Annotated in this window: 22 protein-coding genes, 1 tRNA gene and 5 pseudogenes; 14 read left to right on the top strand and 14 right to left on the bottom strand. The window is 71.3% G+C overall.

The features are described from left to right. Positions 1–519: 519 nt before the first annotated feature. Positions 520–1,200: a response regulator gene (locus tag ACWGKU_RS31985; RefSeq protein WP_452180230.1), complete on the bottom strand. Its 681-nt coding sequence runs from the start codon at positions 1,198–1,200 to the stop codon at positions 520–522. A 263-nt stretch (positions 1,201–1,463) separates the two neighbouring features. On the opposite strand from ACWGKU_RS31985, the gene ACWGKU_RS31980 reads away from it, so the two are divergent. The 3 genes from ACWGKU_RS31980 to ACWGKU_RS31970 all read left to right on the top strand — a co-directional run bounded on the left by ACWGKU_RS31980 (position 1,464) and on the right by ACWGKU_RS31970 (position 5,068). After that, the gene (locus ACWGKU_RS31980) at positions 1,464–2,435 is read left to right on the top strand and encodes an ATP-binding cassette domain-containing protein (protein ID WP_331768533.1); all 972 of its coding nucleotides are present in this window, start codon (positions 1,464–1,466) and stop codon (positions 2,433–2,435) included. 44 nt (positions 2,436–2,479) lie between these two features. Continuing rightward, a complete protein-coding gene (locus tag ACWGKU_RS31975) occupies positions 2,480–3,250 on the top strand; it encodes an ABC transporter permease (protein ID WP_452180229.1) in 771 nt (256 codons plus the stop codon). A gap of 123 nt (positions 3,251–3,373) precedes the next feature. Next, the gene (locus tag ACWGKU_RS31970) at positions 3,374–5,068 is read left to right on the top strand and encodes a sensor histidine kinase (protein WP_331768535.1); all 1,695 of its coding nucleotides are present in this window, start codon (positions 3,374–3,376) and stop codon (positions 5,066–5,068) included. Positions 5,069–5,307: 239 nt separating this feature from the next. Here ACWGKU_RS31970 and ACWGKU_RS31965 read toward each other — a convergent pair. The 3 genes and pseudogenes from ACWGKU_RS31965 to ACWGKU_RS31955 all read right to left on the bottom strand — a co-directional run. Further along, positions 5,308–5,384 (bottom strand) — tRNA-Met (locus ACWGKU_RS31965). Positions 5,385–5,969: 585 nt separating this feature from the next. Beyond that, the gene (locus tag ACWGKU_RS31960; protein WP_452180228.1) at positions 5,970–6,581 is read right to left on the bottom strand and encodes a transposase; all 612 of its coding nucleotides are present in this window, start codon (positions 6,579–6,581) and stop codon (positions 5,970–5,972) included. Positions 6,582–6,753: 172 nt separating this feature from the next. Beyond that, a pseudogene (locus ACWGKU_RS31955) lies at positions 6,754–6,954 on the bottom strand (IS1380 family transposase); the annotation flags it as partial. 458 nt (positions 6,955–7,412) lie between these two features. On the opposite strand from ACWGKU_RS31955, the gene ACWGKU_RS31950 reads away from it, so the two are divergent. After that, positions 7,413–8,201 carry a hypothetical protein gene (locus ACWGKU_RS31950; protein WP_331768537.1) on the top strand — a complete coding sequence of 263 codons (789 nt, stop codon included), beginning with the start codon at positions 7,413–7,415 and terminating at the stop codon, positions 8,199–8,201. Positions 8,202–8,583: 382 nt separating this feature from the next. On the opposite strand, the gene ACWGKU_RS31945 is transcribed toward ACWGKU_RS31950, so the two are convergent. The 4 genes from ACWGKU_RS31945 to ACWGKU_RS31930 form a co-directional block, all read right to left on the bottom strand. After that, positions 8,584–9,084 carry a GNAT family N-acetyltransferase gene (locus tag ACWGKU_RS31945; protein WP_331768538.1) on the bottom strand — a complete coding sequence of 167 codons (501 nt, stop codon included), beginning with the start codon at positions 9,082–9,084 and terminating at the stop codon, positions 8,584–8,586. A gap of 60 nt (positions 9,085–9,144) precedes the next feature. Further along, positions 9,145–9,450 (bottom strand): hypothetical protein, encoded by a 306-nt coding sequence (locus ACWGKU_RS31940; RefSeq protein WP_452180227.1) that lies wholly within the window; start codon positions 9,448–9,450, stop codon positions 9,145–9,147. Continuing rightward, entirely contained in the window at positions 9,411–10,154 is a 744-nt protein-coding gene (locus tag ACWGKU_RS31935) for a hypothetical protein (protein ID WP_452180226.1), read from the bottom strand. The genes ACWGKU_RS31940 and ACWGKU_RS31935 overlap by 40 nt, the downstream gene beginning before the upstream one ends. Before the next feature lie 137 nt (positions 10,155–10,291). Next, positions 10,292–11,911: a hypothetical protein gene (locus ACWGKU_RS31930; RefSeq protein WP_331768541.1), complete on the bottom strand. Its 1,620-nt coding sequence runs from the start codon at positions 11,909–11,911 to the stop codon at positions 10,292–10,294. Positions 11,912–12,063: 152 nt separating this feature from the next. Here ACWGKU_RS31930 and ACWGKU_RS31925 point away from each other — a divergent pair, with 152 nt between their 5' ends. Beyond that, positions 12,064–12,564, top strand: coding sequence for a helix-turn-helix domain-containing protein (locus ACWGKU_RS31925; RefSeq protein WP_331768542.1), 501 nt, complete (start codon positions 12,064–12,066; stop codon positions 12,562–12,564). A 109-nt stretch (positions 12,565–12,673) separates the two neighbouring features. Here the strand turns inward: ACWGKU_RS31925 and ACWGKU_RS31920 are convergent. Further along, positions 12,674–12,984 (bottom strand): annotated as a pseudogene (locus tag ACWGKU_RS31920) (integrase core domain-containing protein); the annotation flags it as partial. Positions 12,985–13,478: 494 nt separating this feature from the next. On the opposite strand from ACWGKU_RS31920, the gene ACWGKU_RS31915 reads away from it, so the two are divergent. From ACWGKU_RS31915 to ACWGKU_RS31890, 6 genes are all read left to right on the top strand, one after another. After that, positions 13,479–14,123 (top strand): hypothetical protein, encoded by a 645-nt coding sequence (locus tag ACWGKU_RS31915; RefSeq protein WP_331768543.1) that lies wholly within the window; start codon positions 13,479–13,481, stop codon positions 14,121–14,123. Positions 14,124–14,205: 82 nt separating this feature from the next. Continuing rightward, the gene (locus ACWGKU_RS31910) at positions 14,206–14,451 is read left to right on the top strand and encodes a hypothetical protein (protein WP_331768544.1); all 246 of its coding nucleotides are present in this window, start codon (positions 14,206–14,208) and stop codon (positions 14,449–14,451) included. Between the two features lie 107 nt (positions 14,452–14,558). Then, positions 14,559–14,840: a putative ATP-grasp-modified RiPP gene (gene tgmA, locus ACWGKU_RS31905; RefSeq protein WP_331768545.1), complete on the top strand. Its 282-nt coding sequence runs from the start codon at positions 14,559–14,561 to the stop codon at positions 14,838–14,840. A 3-nt stretch (positions 14,841–14,843) separates the two neighbouring features. Next, positions 14,844–15,815, top strand: a complete 972-nt coding sequence (tgmB, locus tag ACWGKU_RS31900) for an ATP-grasp ribosomal peptide maturase (RefSeq protein WP_331768546.1) — start codon at positions 14,844–14,846, stop codon at positions 15,813–15,815. Further along, entirely contained in the window at positions 15,812–16,963 is a 1,152-nt protein-coding gene (gene tgmC, locus ACWGKU_RS31895; protein WP_331768547.1) for an ATP-grasp peptide maturase system methyltransferase, read from the top strand. Before tgmB ends, tgmC begins: the two co-directional genes overlap by 4 nt. Positions 16,964–17,003: 40 nt before the next feature. After that, the gene (locus ACWGKU_RS31890; protein ID WP_452180225.1) at positions 17,004–17,978 is read left to right on the top strand and encodes a hypothetical protein; all 975 of its coding nucleotides are present in this window, start codon (positions 17,004–17,006) and stop codon (positions 17,976–17,978) included. A gap of 203 nt (positions 17,979–18,181) precedes the next feature. On the opposite strand, the pseudogene ACWGKU_RS31885 reads toward ACWGKU_RS31890, so the two are convergent. Beyond that, positions 18,182–18,531 (bottom strand): annotated as a pseudogene (locus ACWGKU_RS31885) (DUF5713 family protein). Between the two features lie 333 nt (positions 18,532–18,864). Between ACWGKU_RS31885 and ACWGKU_RS31880 the strand changes: the two are divergent. Next, positions 18,865–19,053, top strand: a pseudogene (locus tag ACWGKU_RS31880) (IS5/IS1182 family transposase); the annotation flags it as partial. A 106-nt stretch (positions 19,054–19,159) separates the two neighbouring features. On the opposite strand, the gene ACWGKU_RS31875 reads toward ACWGKU_RS31880, so the two are convergent. Both ACWGKU_RS31875 and ACWGKU_RS31870 read right to left on the bottom strand, forming a co-directional pair. Continuing rightward, positions 19,160–21,082 (bottom strand): WD40 repeat domain-containing protein, encoded by a 1,923-nt coding sequence (locus ACWGKU_RS31875; protein ID WP_452180224.1) that lies wholly within the window; start codon positions 21,080–21,082, stop codon positions 19,160–19,162. A gap of 77 nt (positions 21,083–21,159) precedes the next feature. Next, positions 21,160–22,047: an IS630 family transposase gene (locus ACWGKU_RS31870; RefSeq protein ID WP_331768551.1), complete on the bottom strand. Its 888-nt coding sequence runs from the start codon at positions 22,045–22,047 to the stop codon at positions 21,160–21,162. 426 nt (positions 22,048–22,473) lie between these two features. Here ACWGKU_RS31870 and ku point away from each other — a divergent pair. Next, positions 22,474–22,989, top strand: a pseudogene (gene ku / locus ACWGKU_RS31865) (non-homologous end joining protein Ku); the annotation flags it as partial. Further along, positions 22,989–23,501, top strand: coding sequence for a Ku family protein (locus tag ACWGKU_RS31860; protein ID WP_331768553.1), 513 nt, complete (start codon positions 22,989–22,991; stop codon positions 23,499–23,501). The pseudogene ku and the gene ACWGKU_RS31860, both read left to right, overlap by 1 nt. On the opposite strand, the gene ACWGKU_RS31855 is transcribed toward ACWGKU_RS31860, so the two are convergent. Then, positions 23,447–23,851, bottom strand: a complete 405-nt coding sequence (locus ACWGKU_RS31855; RefSeq protein WP_331768554.1) for a hypothetical protein — start codon at positions 23,849–23,851, stop codon at positions 23,447–23,449. The two genes, ACWGKU_RS31860 and ACWGKU_RS31855, sit on opposite strands and share 55 nt — an antisense overlap. A 154-nt stretch (positions 23,852–24,005) precedes the next feature. Then, the gene (locus tag ACWGKU_RS31850; RefSeq protein ID WP_331768555.1) at positions 24,006–24,179 is read right to left on the bottom strand and encodes a response regulator transcription factor; all 174 of its coding nucleotides are present in this window, start codon (positions 24,177–24,179) and stop codon (positions 24,006–24,008) included. Positions 24,180–24,353: the final 174 nt, after the last annotated feature.

Raw genomic sequence — 24,353 nt, 5'->3', positions numbered from 1 at the left:
CGACCTGATCCCCTACCCCGCCGCCGGCATCCACGGCGCCCTCACCGACCCCGGCGGCCTGACCCACCACGGCTGGCCGGCCGCCTGACGGCCCCCGGCCCACCCGTGCTCACCCTCCAGCCCCGGTGCCGCCCCCAGGCGCGCCAGGGCGTTCAGCGGGTGAGGCGGACGGGCCCGAAGGTGGCGCAGAACCCGCAGTCACAGCTGGTGAGGGAATTCGCCGGGCAATGGGCGCTCGGCCAGAAGCGGAACGCACAGGGCCCCGGACCGAGCGGCGTCCCGTCCCCGGGCACCGTCCGGTCGCACCAGGTACACCGGACGGCCGCGGGCACACCCGCCTCCCGCAACCGCCGGACCGCGACGACGGCAGTGTCGAACGGAACGGTGAGCTTCATCGGCGTGTGACCGTTCCCCGGTTCCGGCCCGTCAGCGCGGACGGGCCGGAACCGGCGAAGACCCCCGGCATGTGCGAGGAGACCGGCCGCGCTGATCGGCACGTGGCGGGACGCTGGCACCGAGTCAGCCACGGCGTGGCAGGATCAGGCTGGCTTCGTACGCGGCGATGGCCGCCTCCACCCGGTTGCGGGCGCCCAGCTTCGCGAGCACCGCGCTGACGTGCGCCTTCACCGTGCCCTCGACCAGGTGCAGCTGGCCCGCTATCTCCGCGTTGGACAGCCCCGTCCCGAGTCCGGCCAGCACCTCGCGCTCCCGTTCCGTGAGTCGCTCCAGCGAGCGGTGGGGATGTGCCGCCCGGTGGGCGCGCAGCCCGGCGATGACTCGGCCGGCGACCCGCGGGGACAGGTAGGCCCCGCCGGCTCCCACCGCCCGTACCCCGTTGAGCAGTTCCCTCGGGTCGTCCGCCTTCAGCAGGAAGCCGTCGGCGCCCTCCTCCAGGGCGCGGGTGACGTACTCGTCCTGACCGAAGGTCGTCAGCATGATCACACCGACTGCCGTCGGCTCTCGGTGGAGCCGCGCCGCTGCTGTCAGCCCGTCCAAGCCGGGCATCTGGATGTCCAACAGGACCACGTCCGGCCGGTACCGGCGGGTGAGCGCGATGGCCTCGTGCCCGTCACCCGCCTCGGCGACCACTTCGACGTGCGGGTCCCTGGCGAGGATGGCCCGCACACCAGCCCGGACCATCGCCTCGTCGTCGGCCACCAGGACCCGGACCGGCCGGCTGCTCGGTGTCGTCTCTTCCACGCGGCGAGCCTACGGCCGACGCACCACCGTGCGAACGGCAAGTCCCGCAGATCCGCCCCGGGTCGGGGCATACCCCCGACGAAAGGCAGGACGCCGCTGCCGTTCGACCAATGGGCGCCGACGCCGCGGACTCCTAGCGTCGCTTCCGTACGGAAAACGAGGCGGCCGCCCCGGGCCAGGCCCATCACGCGTCGGCCGGTGTGCGCCACCGTCGACGTCCGCGTGCTGTATTCCGCGGTCCGCGACCTACATGAAGGAACTCCGTGATCACCCTCCAAGGACTCACCAAACGCTATGGCGACACCCTCGCCGTGGACGAGCTGACACTCGACGTCCAGGCCGGCCGCGTGACCGGCTTCCTCGGCCCCAACGGGGCCGGGAAGTCCACCACGATGCGCATGATCCTGGGCCTGGACCACCCCACCCGCGGGCGGGCCCTGATCGCCGGCCGGCCCTACGCGGACCTGCGACGGCCGCTGTGTGCGGTCGGCGCGATGCTGGACGCCCGGGCCGTCCACCCGGCCCGTTCCGGCCGCACGCACCTGCTCGCCCAGGCCCGGGCCAACGGCATCCCGGTACGCCGCGTGGACGAGGTGCTGGAGACGGTGGGCCTGACCAAGGCGGCCCGCCGGCCGGCGGGCACGTACTCGCTCGGCATGAGCGGGCGGCTCGGGGTGGCGGGCGCCCTGCTCGGCGATCCGCCGGTGCTCGTCCTGGACGAGCCGGTCAACGGCCTCGACCCGGACGGTGTGCGCTGGATCCGTCGGCTCGTCCGTGACCGGGCGGCGGAAGGACGCACCGTGTTCCTCTCCAGCCATCTGATGAGCGAGATGCAGCTGACGGCTGACCATCTCGTCGTCATCGGACGGGGCCGGCTGCTGAGCGACACCTCCATGACGGAGTTCCTCGCCGCCGCCTCTCCCGCGTCGGCGCGCGCCGTGGTGCCCGACCCTGGGGAGCGGGCGACGCTGGTCCGTCGCCTGATGACGGCTGAGGGGGTGAGTGTCGAGACGTCCGCGTCCGGCGAACTCACCGTCGAGGGCCGCACCGCCGCCGAGATCGGTGACCTGGCCCACCATTGCCGGGTCCGGTTGCACCAGCTGTGCGATGTCCGGGTCTCGCTGGAGCAGGCGTACATGGACCTGACCGCGCGCAGCACCGAGTACACGACGGGCGGCAAAGGCGCGGACACGACCGGCGCGGCCGCGGCGCCGAACGAAGGGGGACGACAGTGACCACGACGACGACACCCGACAGGCCGACGGACCCGCCCAGGGCCGTGCCCGACACCCCTGGCCGGGGCGCACCCGGTGGCTTCGCCGGGGCGATCGCCTCCGAATGGACCAAACTGTGGTCCGTCCGGGCCCCTTGTCTCTGCCTTCTGGCGGGCCTCGCGATCACCGGCGTCTTCACCTACTACTACGCCTCGATCGCCCGCATCAACGGGCATCCGATCCAGCCCGTCGGGAACGCGGCGGCCTCCTCCGCCGTCCTCGCCCAGTTCGCCGTCGTCGTCCTGGCCACGGTCGCGGTGACTTCCGAATACTCGACGGGGAGCGTGCGGGCCTCCCTGCTGTGGGTGCCCCGGCGGCATCGGGTCCAGGCGGCGAAGGCACTGGTGGCGGCCGTGGTCGCGTTCGTCGCCGGCACCACATTCGCCGTCGTGGGCACGGCGGTGGCCTGGGTGGCGTTCGGCGGACGGGCTTCCTTCGAGACAGGCCCGAGCCTCCGGCAGGTCCTCGCGGTAGGTCTCTACCAGGCGTTGGTCGCCGTGCTGACCGTCGGGGTGGCGTTCGCCACGCGCCACCCGGCCGGCGCGCTCTCAATCCTCGTCACACTCCTGTGGGCACTGCCGAGCGTGCTCCTGGGGCTCGGAGGCCCGACGCTCGCGGACGTCAACGACCATCTGCCGCACGGATCCGGAGACCACTTCATGCGCATCGGCGCCGAGGCCCCGTACACACCGGCGACGGCGGTCCTGATCGTGGCGGCGTGGGCCGCGACCGCACACCTGATCGGCCTGTACGTGCTGCGCCGCCGGGACGCCTGACCCCGCGTCGGAACCGGCCCGGACGCCCTCACCATGCCCACCCCATGGTCGGACGTCCGGGCCCGTCCTACAGAATCGACCCGGGCAGGTGAGGACATCCATCGAAAGGACAGTCGACGCGTCATGCTGCACACGCGCATACCTTCAGCAAGGTCCGTACGCGGCGACGTGGCCCTGTGGAGCGTGCTCGCTGCCGCCACCGGCTACGGGTTCCGGGAAGCGGGCGCGGCCTCGCCGGCCCTGGACCTGCTCCTCCCGTTGGCCGTCCTGGCGGTGGCCGTGCCACTGGCCCGCCGTCGACCGGGGGCCGCGGTCGTCCTCGTCAACGGGCTGTGCGCGCTGGGTCTGGCCGACTCCGCGACCCCCGCCAACGCCCAGGTCCTGTCGCTGGCCGCCCTGAGTTGTGTGCTGGGCGCCCGGGTCGCCGCGGCACGGCGCCCGCTCCTGGTGCTCGCGGGGTGCCTCGCGGCCGATCTCGCGACGTGCGCGGTGCTGCGGACGCAGGCCGTCTGGTGGTTCTACGCGCTGACCGTGCTGCCTTCCGCCCTTCTGCTGCCCTGGCTGGCCGGACGGCACTGGCGTGGCCGGCGCGAACTCGTGCGGGAGGGCTGGCGGCTGGCCCGGAGCCTGGAAGAGCGGCAACACCTGGTCGCGGAGCGGGCGCGGCTGACCGAACGCGCGGACATCGCGGCCGACATGCACGACTCCCTCGGCCACGCCCTGAGCCTGGTCGCCCTGCGCGCCGGGGCCCTGGAACTCTCCCCCGACCTCACGGACCGCGATCGCGCCGAAGTCGCCGAACTGCGCGGGACGATCGCGGACGCGGTGGAACAACTGCGGGAGACCGTCGCCGTCCTGCACGACCCGCCCGGAACGGAAACAGGTGCGGGCCTGCCCGTCAACGACACCGTCGAGGACCTCCTCGCACGGGCGGTCGCCTCCGGGGTGCCGGTGCGCTGGGAGCGGCGCGGGGCGGTGCCCACGCTGTCCCCGCTGGTCGAGCGCGGGATGTACCGGGTGGTGCAGGAGGCCCTCACCAATGCCATGAAGCACGCGCCGGACGGTGCGATCCGGGTGCGGATCACACACGAGGCCGACCGTACCCGCGTGAGCGTCGTGAACGCCGCTCCACCGGCTGACGGGCCGGCGCACACGGCCGAAGGCCCGACATCTGGCGTCGGCCGCCGGGGCCTGATGGGGCTTCGGGAGCGGGTGTCGGTTCTCGGAGGCTCCTTGTGGAGCGGCCCGTATCAGGACGGGTTCTGCGTCACCGCCGTCCTCCCGCACCAGGCCGCGGCCCACCCGAGGACACCGCCTCCGGGACCCGGGACGGCGCCCGGAACACAGGCCAGGACCCGCGGGCGGCACACCGAGTCCGCGTTGCCGTCCGGGACCGCTTCCCGCCGAGCCCTCAACACGGACGCCGTCACACCAGAGAGCGCCAGGCGGCTCGCCTCCGTACGGAGCGCTGCTCGCCGCCGCTCCATCGCTGCCTTCGCAGCGCCGGTCGTCGCAGCCGCCTTCTTCGTGCCCGCCGCCGTCTATCTGGCCTGGCAACTGACGACGAGCGTGCTGCCGCCATCCCGGTTCGACGAGCTGACCATCGGTCGGCCGCGCGTCGAACTCACCCCTCTGCTGCCCGCCCGCGCCTACCCCTACCCGCCCGACCACGCCCGTTCCGCACCCCGGCCGCCCGGCGCCACGTGCGAGTTCTACCGTTCCGGCCGCAACCTGTTGGAAGAGGTCGACATCTACCGACTCTGCTGGTCCAGCAACAGGCTGGTGACGAAGGACACCGTGCCCGCAAGCTGGCCCTGACCCCCGCGTCATCTGCCCGGTCCGTGGGAGGGGCAACTTCCCGACAACGAATCCGGCGGAACGGCTTGGCGTCTCGCACGCCACGGTCTCCAGCGCGGCGGCCGGGCCCAGCTGGAAGCCGCAGATCGACAAGGCGCTCGGGGTGCTGTCCAGCCGGGTACGTTTTTGGTGGAGCAGCGGCTTGGAACGCGGAAGAACGCCGGGGCTGACGCACGATGTACGTCAGCCCCGGCGTCTGTTGGTAGCGGGGACAGGATTTGAACCTGCGACCTCTGGGTTATGAGCCCAGCGAGCTACCGAGCTGCTCCACCCCGCGTCGGTGGTCCCGACTCTACGGCACCAGCCGATAATCACAAACTCAGTCCCGGACGGCCGGCGGCGGTGAGCACAGCAGCGAGGTGCTGGACGGCGCCCCGGCGTCCGTGTTGGCGGCGTCGAATCGCGGCGGATGCTGGCGGCCTACCCGCCGACCTCACCGTCTCGCGCAGTGAACGCCGGAGTCGCGCGGGAGCTGTGCCACGCGCTTCGGCCCATGCCTTCCGGGTGTTCAGACTCGGTATCCGCGTTCCCCACGTGTCATGGCCGGCCGGTCTGGAGGATGGCTGGCGGGGGCCAGCCCCACTTCGTCTTGGGCCGGCCCTGCAGGATCCCGATCGGGGGATCCCGATCGGTGGGTCAGGCAAGGTTGTGCTTCGATCACGAATCGTGGTTCTGGTCCAACTTCTGGGCTCTGTCGCCAACCTCGATCTTTCGTGACGGCCCGTCGGTTTCTCGGGCGGGCCGTTTCGGCTTCTCGGGCTGGTGAAGGGCAGGGCGGTGGCCCGGCTGTCGCGTCGAGTGGGCGCCGGGTTCCACGACTCCGGGGGCAGGGCTGCTCGTCGGGATGGGCCGTTATTGCTGGTCAGCCGGGGTTCGGCAGCGATTGCAGGCGACTGAGAGCGCTGGTGATCACGTCGGTCCAGGGCCAGTGGCGGGCAAGACGGAGGTAGCGGCGACGACCGGTGGTGCCAGGCGGGCGGCGGCGGAGAACAGCCGTGGTCGCAGGCGTTCGGGCTCCCAACGGCGGGCGGGGCCGGTCAGGGCGAGCACTGGGCATCCAGGCCGGCAGGTCGAGCGCGAGCTGGACGATCTCCAGCCAGATGCGGTTATGGGCGGTGTCGTGCAGGGGCAGGTTTCGCAGGCCGGTGTCGCGGGCGGCGCGGATGCGGTCCTCGGCGCGGGCTCGCTGGCGGTGCCGCAGCTCCAGCCTCGCGATAGGCGTCTGCTTCGTGTTGGTGGCGAAGCAGGTCAGTCGCATCCCGTCGGCGTCGGTGAAGCGCAACTGCGCGCCGGGATGGGGCCGTTCCTTGCGGACGATCAGCCTCATCCCGCTCGGCCGGCCCTTGAGGACGTCGCCGGCGAGTCCGGCGACCCAGGCACCGTCGTGGACCTGGCCGTTCGGCTCGACGGCGGCAGTCCAGGCCGAGACGGGGACCCTGAGCACGGCCTGGTGGACGGCGTCGGTGATGGTCATCCCGACCGAGTAGGACAGCCATCGGCCTCGGGCGGCAAGCCAGTCGAGGATCGGGGGCATCCTTCCCGGCCAACTTCCAGACCCGCTCGCGGACTTCGGACCTCGTTCGGCGGACCGCCGCCAGCGCGCGGGGACCGGCCGTAGCCAGGGTGTCGACCAGCCGTGAGACCGTGGGATCGGAGGCCACCAGTCCGAACATCGCGGGCTCGGCCCGCAGCATCGCCACATCTGACAGGCAGTCCCCGCCCAGTGCCACCGCCAGAGCGAGGTCCAGCAGGACTTTCCCCGGATCGTGCACCGCCCGCGGCTTGCGCCACGGCGTCAACGCCGCCGACATCGCCTTGTCCGGCCCGGCCTTACGGACCGTCTCCACCGGCAGGACCCCACCGGCCTGCGAGATCACCCCGCCGCCGTCGTCCCGGACCGCGGACACGTGGATGGGACCCGATACCCTTGTTCACCTGGAGAGTGCTTCTTTCTTTGCATCTGACAGGACCCTCGACAAGTCCCATCGTTGCAGGTCAGCAGCACTCTCTATTTGTTTGATCAAGACGCGGACACGCCCGCTCGTGAAGCGCGATGTCAGCGGCCTGAAACCGCAGTGCATCAGACCGCTCTTGGGCACGATGCCCAGCCAAGGATCGAAAGCAGGGGACTGTCCGAAAGCAGATCACCGGCGTCCAGCAGCAGCTCCAGATCCTCCATCTTTCACCTGCCACCCACAACTGAGCTCCCGCCGCATCACCGACCGCGGCCCGCCGCACACCGCCGGGTGGAGAATCTCGGTTGCCGACGCCGATCACGCGGTGGTCTGATGCCGCAGTGGCAGGTATGAGCATCACCCTGTGTCTCCCGGCGGAAGCGGCCGAGCGGGTTGAGGAGGCAGTCGCCGAGGCGATGGAGCCCTTCTACTTGGATGCCCAGGGCCGGGAGGAGAACCGCATCTGGGACTCCTGGAGGATCGTCAGCCGCGCGTTCAACGTGCTGCCCGGCCATGAGACGGACCTCCGGCTGGTCGCTCCTCACCCCAGCCGCTGGGGAGGCTACGTCGAGCCGCCGGTCAACGACTTCGGCTGGTGCGCCGGCGGACCGCGCGAGCTGCTGGACTTCGGGGCCTCCACCGAGGAGGCCCGGCAACTGGCGGACGCGGTCTGGCTGCACTGGCACCAGCTGGCGGCCGAGCTGCCCGCCGCCCAGCCCTATGACGTCTACTACGGCCGCCATGTGACCGAGGGCTGCGCCTACTCCCGCGAACAGGCCGCGGCGGACTACTGGTCCCAGCCCCTGCTGCGAGCCTACGAAGAACACCGGGCCGCGCTCTCCACCGCGCGGTACTCCTCGCACTTCCTCTTCCTCACCGACCCGGTCGTCCAGGTCGGACAGGAACCCCGGGAACGGTTCGTCGAAGGCCGGGCGGCCGGGGCCCTGCCCCGACACAACGTGCTCTCGCTGGGCGGCTGGTGGTACGAGGACGGCGGACCGGTCGCGCACGGTGCCTGCCGCCACCGGGACGACTGTCCGCACCGGCCCGAGCTGCCCGACGGTCAGCAGCACATCGACCGCTACCTCGCCGACCTCCCGGGCGACACCCTCCTGGTCGGCCTGCACTGCCACGTGTGAGTAGTCGTGGCGGATCGCCGCGAGCGCACGGAGCCCTGCTGCGGCAAGGATGTCCCGCTGCCTCCCCGCGTCGGCGGCCCGGTGCAGCGCCGCCTGTTCGGCAGCGCGCCGCGCCTGGTCCTCGCCGTCGGGAACGCCCTCTCGTCTCGGGTGTCGGAGTGCAACGGCGGCGCGAACAGCGGAGTGGTCGTCATGCCGGTGCAACCGGCTCGGCGCCAGACCGGTCACTGGTGAGGCAACCTCGGGCCGATCGCCACCGTCGGTCTCCCCGCCCCGACTGGGAGAGCTTCGACCCCGCTGACGTCGACCTGGACACGCTGGTCGACGCCGCTCTGCAGTTCTCCCTCTACACCGACGCCCTGCTGGTCCCGTACGTCGCGGGTCACCGTTTCAGGTCTGTGGCCAGTGGCTTTACGCCTCCGGTTGCCGGTTCGGTCGGAACCGTCGAAGTGGCTGGCGCGGTGATCAACATCAGCTTCTCTGGTTCGGCCACGGCCGAGAAGCCAGCACGTGCGTAGACTTCGTGCGCGTCCAACGTGGAGAGCATCAACCGCTTCAGCCGGTAGGGCGCCAGCGCCGCGACGACCGACTCCGCCAGCCAGGTACCGATGCCCCGGCCGCGTGACTCGCGGGCGACGTAGACGTCGCAAAGCCAACCGAAGGTGGCGTAGTCCGTGACGACTCGGGCGAATGCGATTTGCCCGGCGGTGTCCGGGGTGTAGACACCGAAGACGAGCGAGTGCTCGATCGATCGCGCCACGGTCTCTCGACTCCGGCCCAGAGCCCAGAAAGCGTCAGTGGAAAGCCAATGGTGCACGCGGTCGAGATCGATGCGCGCGGGGTCGGTATCGAGGGTGAGGCCGTCTGCCCTGGTCGTGATCACGGCATCTGATCGTACGGGGCTGGCCCCGAGGGCTGGGCCTGCACTGCAGGGGTCACCGGTTCAGGTCTGTGGCCAGCGGGTTTGGGTGACTTCGATGCCGAGGAGTTCGAGGAGGTGGAGTTGAACGCCGCGGGTGATCTGCACTATCGGCCGGTCGACGATGCTGCCGATGCGCAGGGTGAGTTCGCCGAGGTGATAGAGGATCATCCGGCCGGTGGGGCGGACCCGGCGGTTGTCCGAAGAGAGGCCGACCATGGTCTGTTCGGGGCCAAGCGCCCGTCTGACCTGGCGTTCGATCAGGCAGAACACCAGCAGTGCCAGGCAGATCACCTGGACCAGAGCCGCGACGCGGTGGTTGTGCTGCACGAACAGCGGAGGACGGCGAGCGGGCCCTTGAAGTCCGCGTAGCGGCGCTCGACCGCGCCTTGGCCCTTGTAGTGGACCAGGACCTGCGCGGGGTCGGCCTTGTCGGCGGACAGGCCGGCCAGCAGTGCGTACCAGCCGTCGACGGCGGCCTCGGCATCCAGCGCCTGGTGATCGACATGCCAGTCCAGGCCCGGGGTGCCGGCCTCGTCCTCGGTGATGTGCCAGCGCAGGCACGAGACCACACGGCGGCGGGCGGCGATGACCCCGACCCGGGCGGCGATCTTCTCCCGAGTCTTGTAATGCCGTCCGCCCGCCGCACGGCCGAGCTTGTCCAGCTCCTCGGTGGCTTTGGCCAGGCGCTTGGCGCGGGCGGCCTGCCGACCTCTGGCGTTGGCGGTGGAGTGGACCAGGATCCGGCGCACCGTGAGCACCGGGTCGCGCTTGCGCGGCCCGGCCAGGGTGTGGACGTCCTCCAGTACCCGATAGACCTCCCGCTCGGCAGGTGCCGTGCCCGCCTCCCGGTCGGGCACCCAGTCCACCACCGAAGCCTGTTCCAGATCGAGGGCAGCGTAGACCTCGTCCTTGACCTGCGCGGCTGGGACCGGTGCGATGAACTCCACCCCGGCGGTCTGCAAGGCGGCGACGTTCGCATAGGACACCAGCTTGGAGTCCGCGACCATCAGGAACTTCCGTTCGCCCGCCATCGCCGACAGGTCCCGCGGAGTGCATCGCCGAAGGCGGGTCCCGCTCCTGCGCCGCTCCCGTACGGGGGTCGGCCCGCCTCGTCCGTTCCCGCGCCGCTCTCAGCCCCGCGTCACGGCCGACGGCCCGGGGGCCGTCCTCATCGTTGTGTCGCCCCCGTGCCGGGAGTGCGTGCCTTCCGCCGGCGCATCACCTCGTCGGCGATGGCCACTGTCCCACCGGGGGCGATCTCCTCCAGGTCGTCGAGGACCATCGCCCAGCCGCCGAGGAACACGGCCCGGGCGGCCAGCCTGCGGGCGCGGGCGGGCTCCGACCGTTCCACCAGGGCGGCCAGGGCCCGCGCCCGCGCCCGGCCGTGGGGGATCGTGTGGGCCAGGTCCTCGGCCCGCTCCGGCTCACCCTGGCGGGCCAGCGCACCGACGACGTCGACGAGTGCCTCGCCCCGCCCCCAGCGGTCGGGAATCGCGGGGACGAGGGCCTCGGCCCGGGCCGTCTCGCCGCGCCGGGCCAGCTCGCCGACGACCGCCATCAAGGCCCGGCTCCGCACCCGGCGGTCGGCCAGGGCATGAGCGAGGGCCTCGGCCCGGTCCGTGTCCCCGGACCGGGCCAGCGCCTCGACGACTTCGGCCTTCCGCGCCGCCCGCAGATCGGGATCGGCGATCCGGTCGGCGAGCGCCGTGGCCCGCTCGACCTGCCCGTGCCGGGCCAGCAGCAAGGTCACGGCCTTCCGCAGCGCGAAGCCCTCGAAGCCGCTGTCGCGGCGGAGCAGTTCCTCGGCCCGGTCGGCCAGGGCGAGGGCCACGTCCCGGTTGGCGCTCTCGGCGATCGCCTCCAGCAGCTCGGGCACGATCCTCGCGTCGAAGTGCGGGCTGGGCCGGGCGCGGATCGTGAGGCACAGGACATCGGGGTCGGCGTCACGCTCCCGCGCCCCCGTCGCCGCGGCCTCGGCCTCCTCGGCCGCCCTCGCGGCGGCACGGGCCACGCTGCGCAGCACGGCGTCGAGCCGGCCCAGGTCGCCGATGCGGGCCTCGAAGGCCAGCACCGCGACGAGGGACGCGCGCTGCCCGGTACCCTTGCGGCCCTCGCGGCGGACGAGGTCCTCCACGCGGTCGGCGAACATGCCCGCCAGAACGTGGTCGCCGGCGGCATGCGCGATCTCCATCGCCGTCACGAGCGCGCGCCCCGACTCCGCGCCGGCGCCGGCGCACTCGACGGCTCTGGCGGCGTACCCGAGTGCGGCCGGGAGGTCGCCGCCGTCCGCCACCGCCTTCGCCAGCCCGGCCCAGGCACGCGGCCAGTTGTGCGGGTAGCGGACCGTCCGCGCCAGGCCGGCGGCACCCTCGTGGTCACCGGCGCGTGCCACCGCCGGGATGTGGGCGACCAGGGCGCTGTCCCGCAGCGCGCGGTCGGTCAGCGACTCGGCGAGCGCCCGCGCACCGTCCAGATCCCCGGCCTCGCCCGCCGTCCGCACCAGGTGGACGAGATCCTCCTCCGGCCCGGACCGACCGGCGCCCGAGCGAACCAGCTCGACCGCCAGGGCGAGACGACCGGCACGCACCAGCGCCGCCGCCAGGTCCGGATCGCTCCTCCTGCCCGTCTCCTGGTACGCCGCCAGCCGCAGGACCGTCAGCAGGCAGGGGGTGGACCCACTGCGCAGCAGGCCCGTGTCCCTGCTGCCCGGCGGGGCCAGGCCGAGGCGCTGGTCCCCGATCCTCGTCCAGTAGAGCTCTTGACCCCACTGGGCCAGCCCCTTCAGCATGCACGCCCCCCGCCGAACGACCGCTCCTCGTGCCGCGCGAGGCGGCCGCCACCCGAACCGGACACGATGGTCCGCCGCCCGGGTCTGCCGCTGCGTTCGCGACGGCGTCCGGAGCCGACGTACCCACGGCTGCGCGGGGTACGGCGGAAGCGGTGCGTCGACACCTTACCTTCGGGACCGTCGAGCGATCAGAGTGCGGCCTTCGGCTCCCTTCGCTGAACGGCCTCGCCGACGGTGTCCTGCCGCTTGGCGAACTACCGGGCCTGGACATCGACCGGCTCGCCGCCGACCCGGTCGCCGCTCTCGCAGAAGCATTGGCCGACCGCCCGGAACCGTCGGAGCGGCTCGAAGAGGCGGCGCGTCTACTGGCCGACACCACCGTCTCCGCGACCGCGGCCCGGCTGCACATCAGTGAGCGCCGCCTGCGCGCCCTGTTCACCGACGCCACCGGCTTGTCCCCCAAGCACTTCGCACGCATCGACCGCGTCCGCCTCATGCTCGCGGCCGATGCGGGCCGATGGGCGGACATCGCCACGACGGCCGGCTACTACGACCAGTCCCACATGACCGCCGAGTTCCGCCACTTCATGGGTGTCCCACCGGCCGCGTTCACCGCTGGTCGGCGCCCCGCCGCGACTTCGTGCACTGCCTGAGTTCCAGGACACGGCACAGAGAAGCAGGGTTCCCGGTGATCACCAGGCCCTGTGCCTCTTCATCTCCCGAGGAGCCCCATCGCGCCTGTCTGCGCAACCTCCTGATGTCCTGTCCCGTGAAGTTGGGGATGCGGCTGGCGGGTGGCTTGCCTGCGAGTGCGGTGTGTCCGTGGTGGTGATTGTAGGTCTGGAGCCTGGCGAGGTAGGCGTCGTGGGGTTCCTGTTCGGTGCGGTAGCGCCGTGCGTAGGCCCATTCGTCGAGCAGGGGCGGCTGAAGCGTTCGCCCTTGCCGTTGGTCTGGGGGCGGTAGGGTCGGGTGCGTTTGTGCGCGATGCCCTCGGTGGCGAGGGCATCGCGCCAGGCATGCACCAGGTAGTAGCGGGCGCCGTTGTCGGCCATGACGCCCTCACCGGCGAACCCGTCCCCGACACCCAAGCCTGACAACAGCCCGTACGATGCTGTCGAAGGTTCAGAGTCGGCTCACCGGGGCGCAGCTGGGAGAGATGGCCTGTGGGACGTCGATATCGCAACGCGGGCTCCGGATTCGAACTGAATGGATTGGCGCACTCTGCGCCCAATCGCAGCAGGTCAGGAAGTGTCGGCCCCGCACTCGCGGGGATAGCTCCGAGAAGTGACCCCCCGGCGCGTCGATACCGCGGTCGGCCCCGCACTCGCGGGGATAGCTCCATCGCCCAACTCGGCATCCACACATTCCGGCGGTCGGCCCCGCACTCGCGGGGATAGCTCCTGCGCAGCGTCTCCCCGCTCGCCCATCGGGTTGTCGGCCCCGCACTCGCGGGGATTGCTCAAACAGCGTATGGACGCCCCGCCAGCGGCGCCTCGGCACTACTCAGGCGGCCCTTGAGTACGCCCGCTCATGCACTCCGACCGGCCGCTTCCCTACCGTGATCAACATGGACACGAACGCGGCTCCCACCGCCCCCCGGCCCTCCGTCAACCCGCGCTGGGCCACCGGCTGCGGGATCGCACTGGCACTCCTCACCGCCCTGGTCGTCCTGGGAGCCATGGCGCTGGCCAAGTTCGAGGACTCCCTGACCCAGCACGGGTACGTCAAAGGCCCCGGAACCGTGGTCGAGCCCCTGCACGCCGGCGGGACTGCCCGCTACGACGACGGCCTGAGGATCACCGTGAGCCCGCCCCACCGGGAACCCGACAACAGCTACAGCTTCACGATCACCTACGACAACCGCACCGGCAAGGAACTGCGCCCGGGCGGGACGTCCCCCGCCACCGGCGTCGGCACGACCCGTGGTTCCGCCCCCGTCGTCGTCCGCGCGGGGAAAGCCATCGACTCCGGCAGCCCGTCCGCCACCCCCGCCTCCAGCGCCGGCCCCGCTCCCGTCCCTGCCCCCGGCATGACCGTCCTGGACGTGGCCGCGTCCGTCACCGCCCTCACGCCGCCCCTCGACACGGAGCAGCACCGCACCGTGCCGGTACGGGTGAAGCCCGACAAGGACGGAGGCCCGGCCACGGTGGAGGTCGCCCCGAAGTCGCCCGGGTACCGCGACATCGCGTACTGGCAGTTCGACCTCAGCTGACCAGCCGACCCACGCACGGGTGCCGCACCTGCCGGCCCATGCCCACCGGACGGACCCAGCGCCTACGGGGGGTGCTGCGGGGGTGCGCAACGCCAAGCCCCGACCGTCGGCCGCTCACCCGTGGTGCTCCCGGACCTCGCTCCTGAACATCGACAGCGACCAGCCGATCCTCGACAACTGCGTCGATATCCTCCTCGGCGCCCCGCCCATCGCCGACTCCACCCTCACCGCCGACATCGCCTTCGGCGGAGCCGCGCTTCCGGGGCCGCTCACCCCTTGCCGTGGCGCGCGGGCGGTGCTCGGCGGGGAGGGCGATGCCGAAGCTTGACCGGCAGTTCGGCGAAACGCCTGCCGGCAGTCCCGCAGACCGGCACCATGACTGATGGTCACCATTTGCATCGCCAGCGTCACACTTCACGTGCAGGAGAGATCTGGATGCCGAACGCCGTCGCCGCCCCGTGGGGCACCACCCGGATGCGCCCGTTCGCCGACGCTCCGCCCTGGCCCGCCCTGACTCCGGTCATCGACCCGGACACCCCGGTCGCGGTCTTCCACGACGAGCGGGGCCGCACCGTCGAGCTGGGCAAGCATGGGACCAGCACCGACCAGACCGGCCCGACGAGCACCGGCGGCGGTGGCGGGGACGGGCAGAGCGGCGGCCAGGCCCAGCCGACCGACGTGGACACCGTGACGTCCAACGACCAGGACCAGAGCTGAACCGTGGCGGGTGACCGACAGCCGGCGGTCCTGGTGCTGACCTGCGCCTACGACCCGACCGCCGACATCGTGCTGCGGATCCTGGCCGAACGGCAGGTGCGGGTCGTACGCGCGGATCCCGGCGCCGACCTCCACCGGGGTGCCGTGCTGACCGCCCGCTACAGCGCGGCCGGCCGGCGCGGCACCCTCGCCACCTCCAGCCGGGCCCTCGACCTCGACCGGGTCCGCGCGGTCTGGTACCGGCGCCCCTCGGGCTGGGCCGCGCCGGTCGGCATGGACGGGCAGGACGCCGAGTTCGCCCGTGCCCAGGCCCAGTGGGGCGTCGGGGGCGTCCTCGCCGCGTTGCCCGGCGCCCATTACGTGAACCACCCCTGGCGGATCCGGGCCGCCGAGCACAAGCCCGCCCAGCTCGACGCCGCGCTCGTGGCCGGCTTCGCCGTCCCCGACACGATCGTCACCACCGACCCCGAGCAGGCGCGCGCCTTCTGCGCCGAACAGCCCGGCGGGGCGGTCTACAAGCCGCTGTGGAACTCGCCCTGCACGGACGAGGACGGCCGGCCGGTGCAGGCCTGGGTCGCCGAGGTCGCCCCGGACGAGATCACCGACGCCGTCGCCGCCTGCCCGCACCTGTTCCAGGCCCGCCTGGCCAAGGACTACGACGTGCGGCTGACCGCGGTGGGCCGCGAGCTCTTCGCCGTCCGGATCGACAGCCCCGACCTGGACTGGCGCCGCCGCCAGGACCTGGTCACCCACACCCCGATCGACGTGCCCACGTCCGTGCGCCGGTCCGTGGCCCGCTACCTGGAGCACTTCCGGCTCGTCTACGGCGCCTTCGACTTCGCCGTCGACGCTTCCGGCCACTGGTGGTTCCTCGAATGCAACAGCAACGGGCAGTGGGCGTTCTTCCCGCCTCCGACCACCGACGCCATCGCCACGGCGATCGCCGACCAGCTCCAGAAGGGCCCTGCCGCATGACCACCATCACCGCCGCCGCCGCGGACCTGCGCGCAGCCCTCGTCCGGCAGCTCGCCGCCGACGAGGGCCTCACCGACCCGCACTGGCGTGCCGCCGCAGCAACCGTGCCGCGCGAGGCCTTCGTCGGCGACTACTTCCGCGAAGTCCCCGGCTCCTTCCCCACCTCCTGGGAACCGGTCCAGGAAGGCGGCGACGGCTGGCTGGAGGCCGTCTACACCAACCAGACCCTCATCACCCAGCTCGACGGCCGCATCCACCCCGCCGACACCGACCAACCGGTCGCCGGATCCCCCTCCTCCTCGTCCACCCTGCCCTCCCTGGTCCTGCGTATGTGGCAGCAACTCGACGTGCACGACGGCCACCGCGTCCTGGAGATCGGCACCGGCACCGGCTACTCCACCGCGCTCGGCGCCCACCGCCTCGGCGAGGAGAACATCACCAGCGTCGAAGTCGACCCCGGCCTCGCCGAACGCGCCGCCACCTCCCTCAAGTCCGTCGGCTACGCCCCGCGCCTGGTCGTCGGTGACGGCCTCGCCGGCCACAAGCCCGCCGCGCCGTACGACCGACTGATCGCGACCTGCGCGGTGCGCACCCTGCCCTACCCCTGGCTGCACCAGGTCAGGCCCGGCGGACAGATCCTCGTCACCTTCTCCGGCTGGCAGTACGGCTACGGCCTCGCCCTGCTGACCGTCACCGAACCCGGCGAGGCGACCGGCCGCTTCCTGCCCGGCTGGACCAGCTTCATGATCGCCCGCCCCCACGACCGCCCCCCGCGCCAGAACCCCACCCTCCTCCCCGGCGACGAACGCCCCACCCGCATCGACCCCGCCACCATCACCACCTGGACCGGCACCTGGGTCGCCCAACTCGCCGCCCCCTCCGCCGAACGCATCGGCGCCGGCGACCAACAGATCCTCATCGACCACGCCACCGGCTCCCACGCCCGCACCCAACCCGACGGCCACGGCGGATGGACCGTCAGCCAACGCGGCCCGCTGCGCCTGTGGGACCAGGTCGAGCACGCCATCGAGGCCTGGCAGGCGGCCGGCGCACCGCACCAGGACCACTTCGGCATCACCGTCACCGGCGACGGACAGCGGGTCTGGCTCGGCGACGAGGACGGACCCGGCTGGCGCCTACCGGTGTGATCGTGCTGCCTACGCGGAGCCCGTGCCAGAGGAGAGTGACGTGTCGGGAACGGAAGCAGCCTCGGTGCGGCAGCGCCTGGGACACTGGTGGCGGTTGGCCACCACGGCGCCCGGAGGGCCGGCCGCGCGCAAGCTCACCAATAAAGCACAGGGCGCACTCGACGCGGTGGCGTCCGGACGGCGGATCTCGACTGTGCTGCGGACCGAGGTCCGCTCCGCCCACGCGATGCTTCCGGTATTCAACTTCTCCGTGTTCGCGAGCGCGCTGGTCGCCCTCGCGGTGTTCGGCCTCGAAGTCAAGGTCGTGAAGCGAACGCACGTCATCGAGCAGCTCCTCGCGCTCCAGAGCACGGTCTTCGCGATGCTGGCGGCATCGATCCTCTACAGCATGTACTTCGTCGCAGCACGGGTCGCCGTGTGGTGCGCGCACGAGGCGGCCAAGGCACTGACGGGCAGCAAGTGGAACCACTACCGGACACTCGAGCCGCTTCTGGAAGCACTGGCGGCGTGTGAGTCGCCCGATCGGGTCGGAGATCTGCCACGGCTGCTGCGTGGCAGTGAGCGGGCCGTTCGGCGCGCCCGCCTGCGGCGCGGAACGGTTCCCCGCCGCTCGCACCGCCAGGCCGCGCTCAAGGAGCACGCCGGCAAGGTGGTCGCCGCCCTCCGGATGGCCGAGGCGAGCCTGGACACGTATCCAGAACTCGCGCGGTGCGACTTGGCGGCCAAACTGCACTCCATCGCCGAGGCGTACGTGGAAGGCCGCTTGGGCGCCCTGCTACCGGAGTCCGACCTCGAGGGCGTCAAACCGTCGACCGAGTTCGAGACTCTGCGGCTGGCTGTCCTCGCGGTGACCCCACCCGCTTTGGCCTGGACGGCCGAATCTGTGGGTCTGACAGGGGGTGTACAGGTCCAGACGGTGGGCGCGGGGGTGCTGATCTCGGCAGTCGTGCTGTTCGGCCGACGGGCCGCGGACAAGGTGCAGCAGATCCGCTCGTTGAACAAGGACGGTCCGTAGACGTGTTCGTCAGCGGGCGCGGGGAGGACGATGGGGCGCCATTGCGGCGTACGGTGACCTGCGGCTGACCCCCACGAGCGCGGGGAGGACCGCTCGTCGGCCTTCAGTCGGCGGGCCTGGCGCGGCTGACCCCCGCACTCGCGGGGAGGACAGGTCGGCGCTCCGGCGGGCGGGGCCGATACCATGTCCCGCCTGCGACGGGGTCACCAGTTTCGGCCGGCGGCCAGCTTCTCCGTATCTGCGTCCGCGAACCCGTATGCCGTATGCCGATGCGACGAAGGAGAACTCGTCGCAGATCCATTCGCGCGCAACCGTCTCGCTCCCGCTCCCGGCCGCCATGAACTCCCTGTCCAGCAGGTTGAACTCCTCCGCCGCTGCCTGGGTGAGGGCATACAAGGCCTCGAGATCCGACGGCCGCTCTGCCTCGATGCGCTCACACAGTTGCAGCAGGATTGCCCTGCCCCGGTCGACCAAGGTGACCAGGGAAGTACGAGTCGTCGAACATATCCCGCAGGAACGCGTGTCCCACTACCTGCTGGTTTGTGATCGGCATGAAGCTTTCCCATCTACACAAGAGCTGATGCGCCGATCATGCACAGCACCGCTGACAACGACAGCATCATGTAGCCCAGACCCTGCGCGACCAGGAGTTTCACAACAAGCCCTACCTGACCGAGAAGACGAGTTGGTGTCGGTCGGGCCGAGCTTTCAGTGGGCATCTTGATAGCGATCATCCGCTATGCGACCTTCCTTCATGTCCCGATTTAACCCGATATGCCGAGAAGGCGAGGTATGCCCTCGCAGGGGCAGCGAAAGCCAGAGTCCGTCTCATCCGCTTCTGGGCTCTGGGGTCCGTCTGGTTTGAAGAAGTCATAGAAACGCCCAACGGTGGCATGTCGAGCGGACCCACGCCTGGCAGAACGCCTTCCACCGTCTCGCCCGCTGCTTTGAGCGCCGCGCCGTCGTGATTGACGCGTTCTTCGACCTCGCGGACACGATCATCACCGTCCGCAGCCTCATTCGACGAGCCTGGACCACCCACCGCTGGCAGACACGTCCCCGCCGTCGCCCCTGAACATCAGCCCCTGAAGACCCCCACGTCCTCGGGGGACCGCCTCTCAAGTGGCTCGTACTGCGAGACGTTTGTGCGGGGCCGGTCAACGGCGGGCCAACACCGCGACCTACCAGCCGAAGCCCACCACCAGCCGACCATCCGGCACCACGGCCACCGCGCAGACCCCCAGCGGGAACACCAACTCCGGCCCGACCTGGTCGCCGGTGGTCAGGTCCCAGACCCGCACCGTGCCATCGTCGCCGCCGGTGACCGCCAGGGGGCGGCCGTCGACCACCGCCGTCGCCACCGCGTACACATCGCCAGTGTGGCCGGTGAGCGGCTCGCCGATCAGCTCGTACGTGGTCAGGTCCCATACCTGCAGGGTCTCGTCGTGGCTGCCGGTGACCGCGACGTGACGGCCGTCGACCACCGCCGTCGCCACCGCGCACACCCAGCCGTCCTGGCCGGCGAGGTGTCGGCAGATCTGCCGGCCGGTGGTCAGATCCCACACCCGCACGGTCCGGTCAGAACTGCCGGTGACCGCGACGGGGCGGCCGTCGAGCACCGCCGTCGCCACCGCGTCCACCTCGCCGGTGTGGCCGGTGAGCGGCTCACCCACCTGGCCGCCTGAGGTCAGGTCCCACACCCGCACCATCCCGTCCTGACTGCCGGCGATCACGTGGGGACGGCCGTCCAGCACCGCCGTCGCCATCGCCCGCACCTTGTCGGTATGGCCGTTCACCGGCTCGCCGACCTGCTCGCCCGTGGCCAGATCCCACACCCGGAGCGTCCAGTCCTCGCCTCCGCTGACGATGCAGGGACGGCCTTCGATCGTTGTCGTGACCACCGACAACACCCAGCCGTCGTGACCGGTGAGCGGCTCGCCGATCTGCTTGCCCATGGTCGGGTCCCATACCCGCACGGTCTCGTCGTGGCCACCGGTGACCGCCACGAGGTGGCCATCGACCACCGCCGTCGCCACCGCTCGCACCCCCTCCTCGTACGGCTCCACCGGTGCGCCGGAGTCGGCGACTGTGAGCGGCTCGCCGATCTGCTGGCGCGTGGTCAGGTCCCATACCCGCACGGTGTCGTCGTGGCTGCCGGTGACCGCGACGGGACGGCCGTCGAGCACCGCCGTCGCCACCGAGTACACGTAAGAGGTGTGGCCGGTGAGGGGCTCGCCGATCTGCTCGCGCGTGGTCAGGTCCCACACCCGCACCGTGTGATCGCCGCCGCCGGTGGCCGCGACGGGGCGGCCGTCGACCACCGCCGTCGCCACCGCCCCCACCGCAGCTGCGTGGCCGGTGAGGGGTTGGCCGATCTGCTCGCGCGTGGTCAGGTCCCATACCCGCACGGTCCGGTCAGTACCGCCGGTGACCGCGACGGGGCGGCCGTCGAGCACCGCCGTCGCCACCGCGTCCACCTCGCCGGTGTGGCCGGTGAGGGGTTGGCCGATCTGCCGGCCGGTGGTCAGGTCCCATATCCGCACGGTCCGGTCAGTACCGCCGGTGACCGCCACGGGGCGGCCGTCGACCACCGCCGTCGCCATCGCCAGCAACGCATCGGTGTGGCCAGTCGGAATACGACGCACGGACCGGTCGAGCTGGGAGCCGGTGGCCCACTCGACGCCCCACGGTGCGGCGGGTTCGTCCTCCACCGGTACCGCGGTGATCCGTGCCGACAGCTCCCGGTCCCCGTAACGGGCCGCATCCAGCGCCAGCAGCTGTCGGCGTACCCCCGCAGTGACGTCACGATGCAGGTCTGTCGAGGCCCGGTACACCGACGCGGCCAATCGCGCCACCGGACCCGACGCCGCATCCAGCAACGCCATCACCGATCCCGGGTCCGCGTTCACCAGGAACCCCGGATCGGCCAACCGCTGGGCGGCCACGGCAGATTCAGCACATGGGCGGATACCCCGCAGATCATCAGACATGACCGGCACAGTAGCCGTACCCGACAACACAGCACCGCAGAAAGCACGACCGCCAGACCCCCGCCCGCACATGGGCAGGGCACCGACAGGACGCGAGCGCAGCCACACGAACACGAAGCGTCACCATTGCACATTACGCAGGCCCCCGCCTGGACCTCGCCGGTATCCTTTCCGCCTATCCGCGCGAGTTCTTAACGCCCTCTGAGTGGGCTGCCGTCGCAGGTCCAGCGGTAGGGCTTGGCGTCGTGTTCGTCGTAGGCCAGGACGAAGGTGTCGATGGCCGCGGCCAGTTCGTCGCGGGAGGCGAACCGACCGCGGCGTAGTGGACGTCGGGTCGGGGTGGAGAAGAACAGCTCGACCTGGTTGAGCCGGCCGGCGTGTTCGGGGGTGTGGTGGATGTTGAAGCGGGGACGGGTGACCGGCCAGGCCTTCGTCGTCTTCGCGACGTGGGATGAGCCGTTGTCCATGAGCAGGTGGATGCTGGTGCCGGCGGGGACGGACTCGTCGAGTTGGCGCAGGAAGCCGATGAAGGTGTCGGCGTTGTTGCGGTCGGTGTGCTCGGTGAGGACTTGGCCGGTGCGGACGTTCAGGGCGGCGATGATTGAGACGGTGCCGTGGCGGATGTACTCGAACTCCCGGCGGGTGCGCTGCCCGGGGCGGCCGGACCGGTCGGGGTGTTTGCGGGAGCGTGCGGTGACCCCGGTCTTCTCATCCACGCTGATCACCACCGCGTTCGCAGGGCAGGTGCGGTCCCATGCGTCGATTCGCGCGATCAGCGAGGCGGGCAGCGTGTCGTCCTCCGCCCAGGGATAGGTGTCCACCTCTTCCGGGTGCAGGACACACGGCTCGGGGAGTTCGTGCTCCCATCGAAGCAGGGGCACTTCGGGCGGAGCGGCGAGGAAGCCTTCCGCGCGCTCGGTCTCCCGTGTCCGTCGCCACCGCAGGCGGTAGCGGCGCTCCAGGTACGGGCCGTGGATGTGGGGGCAGCGGAAGAGCTGCACCAGGTCTGCACCGCCGGGCCCGCTGGCAAGGCCGGGGATGTCACGGCGGAAGAACTGGGCCAGCCCCACGAAGGGCACCGGACCGTCCTTTTCGGGAGTTCCTGCGCGGGGCCATGGCCGGCTCGGCGGCCAGACGCCTGCCGCTCGGGCACTGCGTATCTCCTCCGGTGCGTACCCCTCGCTCTCGCGCTGGTGCGGCTCGTGGCAGAGCGGCCATGGTTCGCCGTCCGGCCACAGCATCCGCCCGCCGACGTGACTGTCGTGCATGCCGGGCCGCCCCTCTGGGGTGCAACCGGGTCGTCCGGGCCCGGTACGGGGCCAGCTCCGGGAACACGGCCTCCACGGACACCGGCCTGGCCGGCCTGGTCCTCGCCATGCGCAGACCGTACGCGGCCGGGCAAGGGCTACGCGAGCGGACTGCCGCGAGCCCGGTGCGGCACCCCGACCGACGACCGAACCTCGGCTGTCGCCCTGACCTCGTAGTTCAGAGAAGCCGCGACCGAGCGGCACACCGTGCCGCTGCACCAGGTCCACGCCGCCGACGGCGGCCGGATCCGGCAAAAACGCGTCTGCGAGCTGGACGGCGCGGACGTGCCGTTCGACGACGTCGCCCGCGGCTACGAGGCCCCGAACGGACGCACCGTCGTACTGACCCACGCCGACCTCGCCGACCTCGCCGACCTACCGCTCTCCAGCTCCAGAGAGATCACCGTGCTGGGCTTCCTCGACGCCGACCGCGTGGCCCCGGTCAACTACGACAAGGCCTACTACCTCGGACCATCCAACCCCGCCGCCGCCCGACCGTACGCGCTGCTGCGCCAGGCCATGCTGGAGGCCGACCAGGTCGCCGTCGCCCGCGTGGCGATCAGGACCCGCGAGAGCCTGGCCGTCCTGCGGGTGCGCGAGGACGTCATCGCGCTCCAGACCCTGCTGTGGCCGGACGAAATCCGCTCCGACGCCGGCATCGCCCCGAAGGCGTCCAGCTGCGCCCCGAGGAGGTCGCGCTGGCCCGGAACCTGATGGATGCCATCACCGAGGACTTCCACATCGAGGCCGAACACGACGAGTACGCCCACGCCCTGGAGCAAGTCGTCGAAGCCCGCCTCGCCGGGATCGAACCCCCGCACGCCCCCGAGTCGCGAGTCCTGCCGCCCGGCGGAGCGGTCCTCGACCTCACGGCTGTGCTGGAACGAGCCCTCGCCGCCGCCCAGGAGCGGCACCCGAAGACCGGCGATGCCGTGAAGAACACCAGCACCACCAAGCAGACCGCCAAGAAGACCGCGGCCCGCAAGAGCACCAGGAAGGCCCTGCCACCGAAGGCCGGCGGGGGTGGCCCGAGGCAAGGGGCCGACCGGGCGCGCATGACACGGCCGGGCTGCCGGTGCACAAGTGCCCGGGTAGAGGGCCGGCCCCGACAAACCGGGACGGCCGGTCGACCTTCGGATCGACCGGCCGTTTCGTTTTCCGTGGACGCCGGTCAGTTGGCGACGACGGTGGCCGCGGCCCCGCCGCGGTCGAGCTCGGCGTCGTAGATGTGCACGACCACGTTCACCGAGGACCTGATCCACGTGTCACCGGGCGAGGTGACGCCCACCGGAATGGTCACGGTCTCCCCGCCGGTGCAGGGGAGCTGGACCGAGCCGCGGCCCGATACGGCGGATTGCGTGGCCTGGACGGTGATCTTGACCCACTCGAATGCCGGGAGGCACCGGTAGCTGACGGAGACGTTCAGTGTCCGCCCGGCATCCGCGACGGTGGCGCCGTTGACGCCTATGGAGAGTCCCCCGGCGCTCGCGGGCGCGGCTGCGAGGATCGTGCTCGCCATGGCAAGGGCGGGGACGGCCAGGAAACGGGCGAACTTGGTACGGGTAGATGCGCTCATGACAACCTTCTCTCCGGCAGTGGCAACGGACGGGATGGGGTGATCGAGGGGAGCTTCCGGGCCCCCATGCTGCGGGCCGCCACTGACTCGGGAGTCAAAAGAGTCGGTGGATGTCTGGAATGACACCGCGATGTGGCGTGGAGTCGCCACAAGCTCAGGACGGCTCGCCGTAGCCGTTCTGGTGGGCCCAGGCGACAGCCTCGGTGCGGGTGCGGGTGCCGATCTTCGCGAACAGATGGTTCACATGTGTCTTCACGGTGGACTCGCCGATCGGCAAGTACGGCTCGATGAACGTCCACTGCTCGTCGGTGAGTTGCCTGCGTGTCACACAACGTCCTACCGGATCCCGCTTCCGGGCAAGCACGAAACCGCAATATTGATCACGACGTCACACAGGCCCTAGCTAGTACTGCAACGGTGCCTACCGTGACGGTTGTTCAGGTCGGTCGTTGCTCCTGTCATGGGTGGGGACATATCTGAGGTCGATGCTCGGCGATGGTCG

Source organism: Kitasatospora sp. NPDC054768 (genome assembly GCF_053612025.1).
The sequence above is the reverse complement of the archived record's forward strand: the minus strand, read 5'-3'. Positions and strand labels throughout refer to the sequence as shown.

Excerpts from the sequence above, each read along its gene's own strand:
- ACWGKU_RS31970 (WP_331768535.1), top strand. The coding sequence starts at position 3,374 with ATGCTGCACACGCGCATACCTTCAGCAAGGTCCGTACGCGGCGACGTG.
- ACWGKU_RS31960 (WP_452180228.1), bottom strand. The coding sequence starts at position 6,581 with ATGACCATCACCGACGCCGTCCACCAGGCCGTGCTCAGGGTCCCCGTC.
- ACWGKU_RS31950 (WP_331768537.1), top strand. The coding sequence starts at position 7,413 with ATGAGCATCACCCTGTGTCTCCCGGCGGAAGCGGCCGAGCGGGTTGAG.
- ACWGKU_RS31935 (WP_452180226.1), bottom strand. The coding sequence starts at position 10,154 with ATGGCGGGCGAACGGAAGTTCCTGATGGTCGCGGACTCCAAGCTGGTG.
- ACWGKU_RS31930 (WP_331768541.1), bottom strand. The coding sequence starts at position 11,911 with ATGCTGAAGGGGCTGGCCCAGTGGGGTCAAGAGCTCTACTGGACGAGG.
- ACWGKU_RS31915 (WP_331768543.1), top strand. The coding sequence starts at position 13,479 with ATGGACACGAACGCGGCTCCCACCGCCCCCCGGCCCTCCGTCAACCCG.
- tgmA (WP_331768545.1), top strand. The coding sequence starts at position 14,559 with ATGCCGAACGCCGTCGCCGCCCCGTGGGGCACCACCCGGATGCGCCCG.
- tgmC (WP_331768547.1), top strand. The coding sequence starts at position 15,812 with ATGACCACCATCACCGCCGCCGCCGCGGACCTGCGCGCAGCCCTCGTC.
- ACWGKU_RS31860 (WP_331768553.1), top strand. The coding sequence starts at position 22,989 with ATGGATGCCATCACCGAGGACTTCCACATCGAGGCCGAACACGACGAG.
- ACWGKU_RS31855 (WP_331768554.1), bottom strand. The coding sequence starts at position 23,851 with ATGAGCGCATCTACCCGTACCAAGTTCGCCCGTTTCCTGGCCGTCCCC.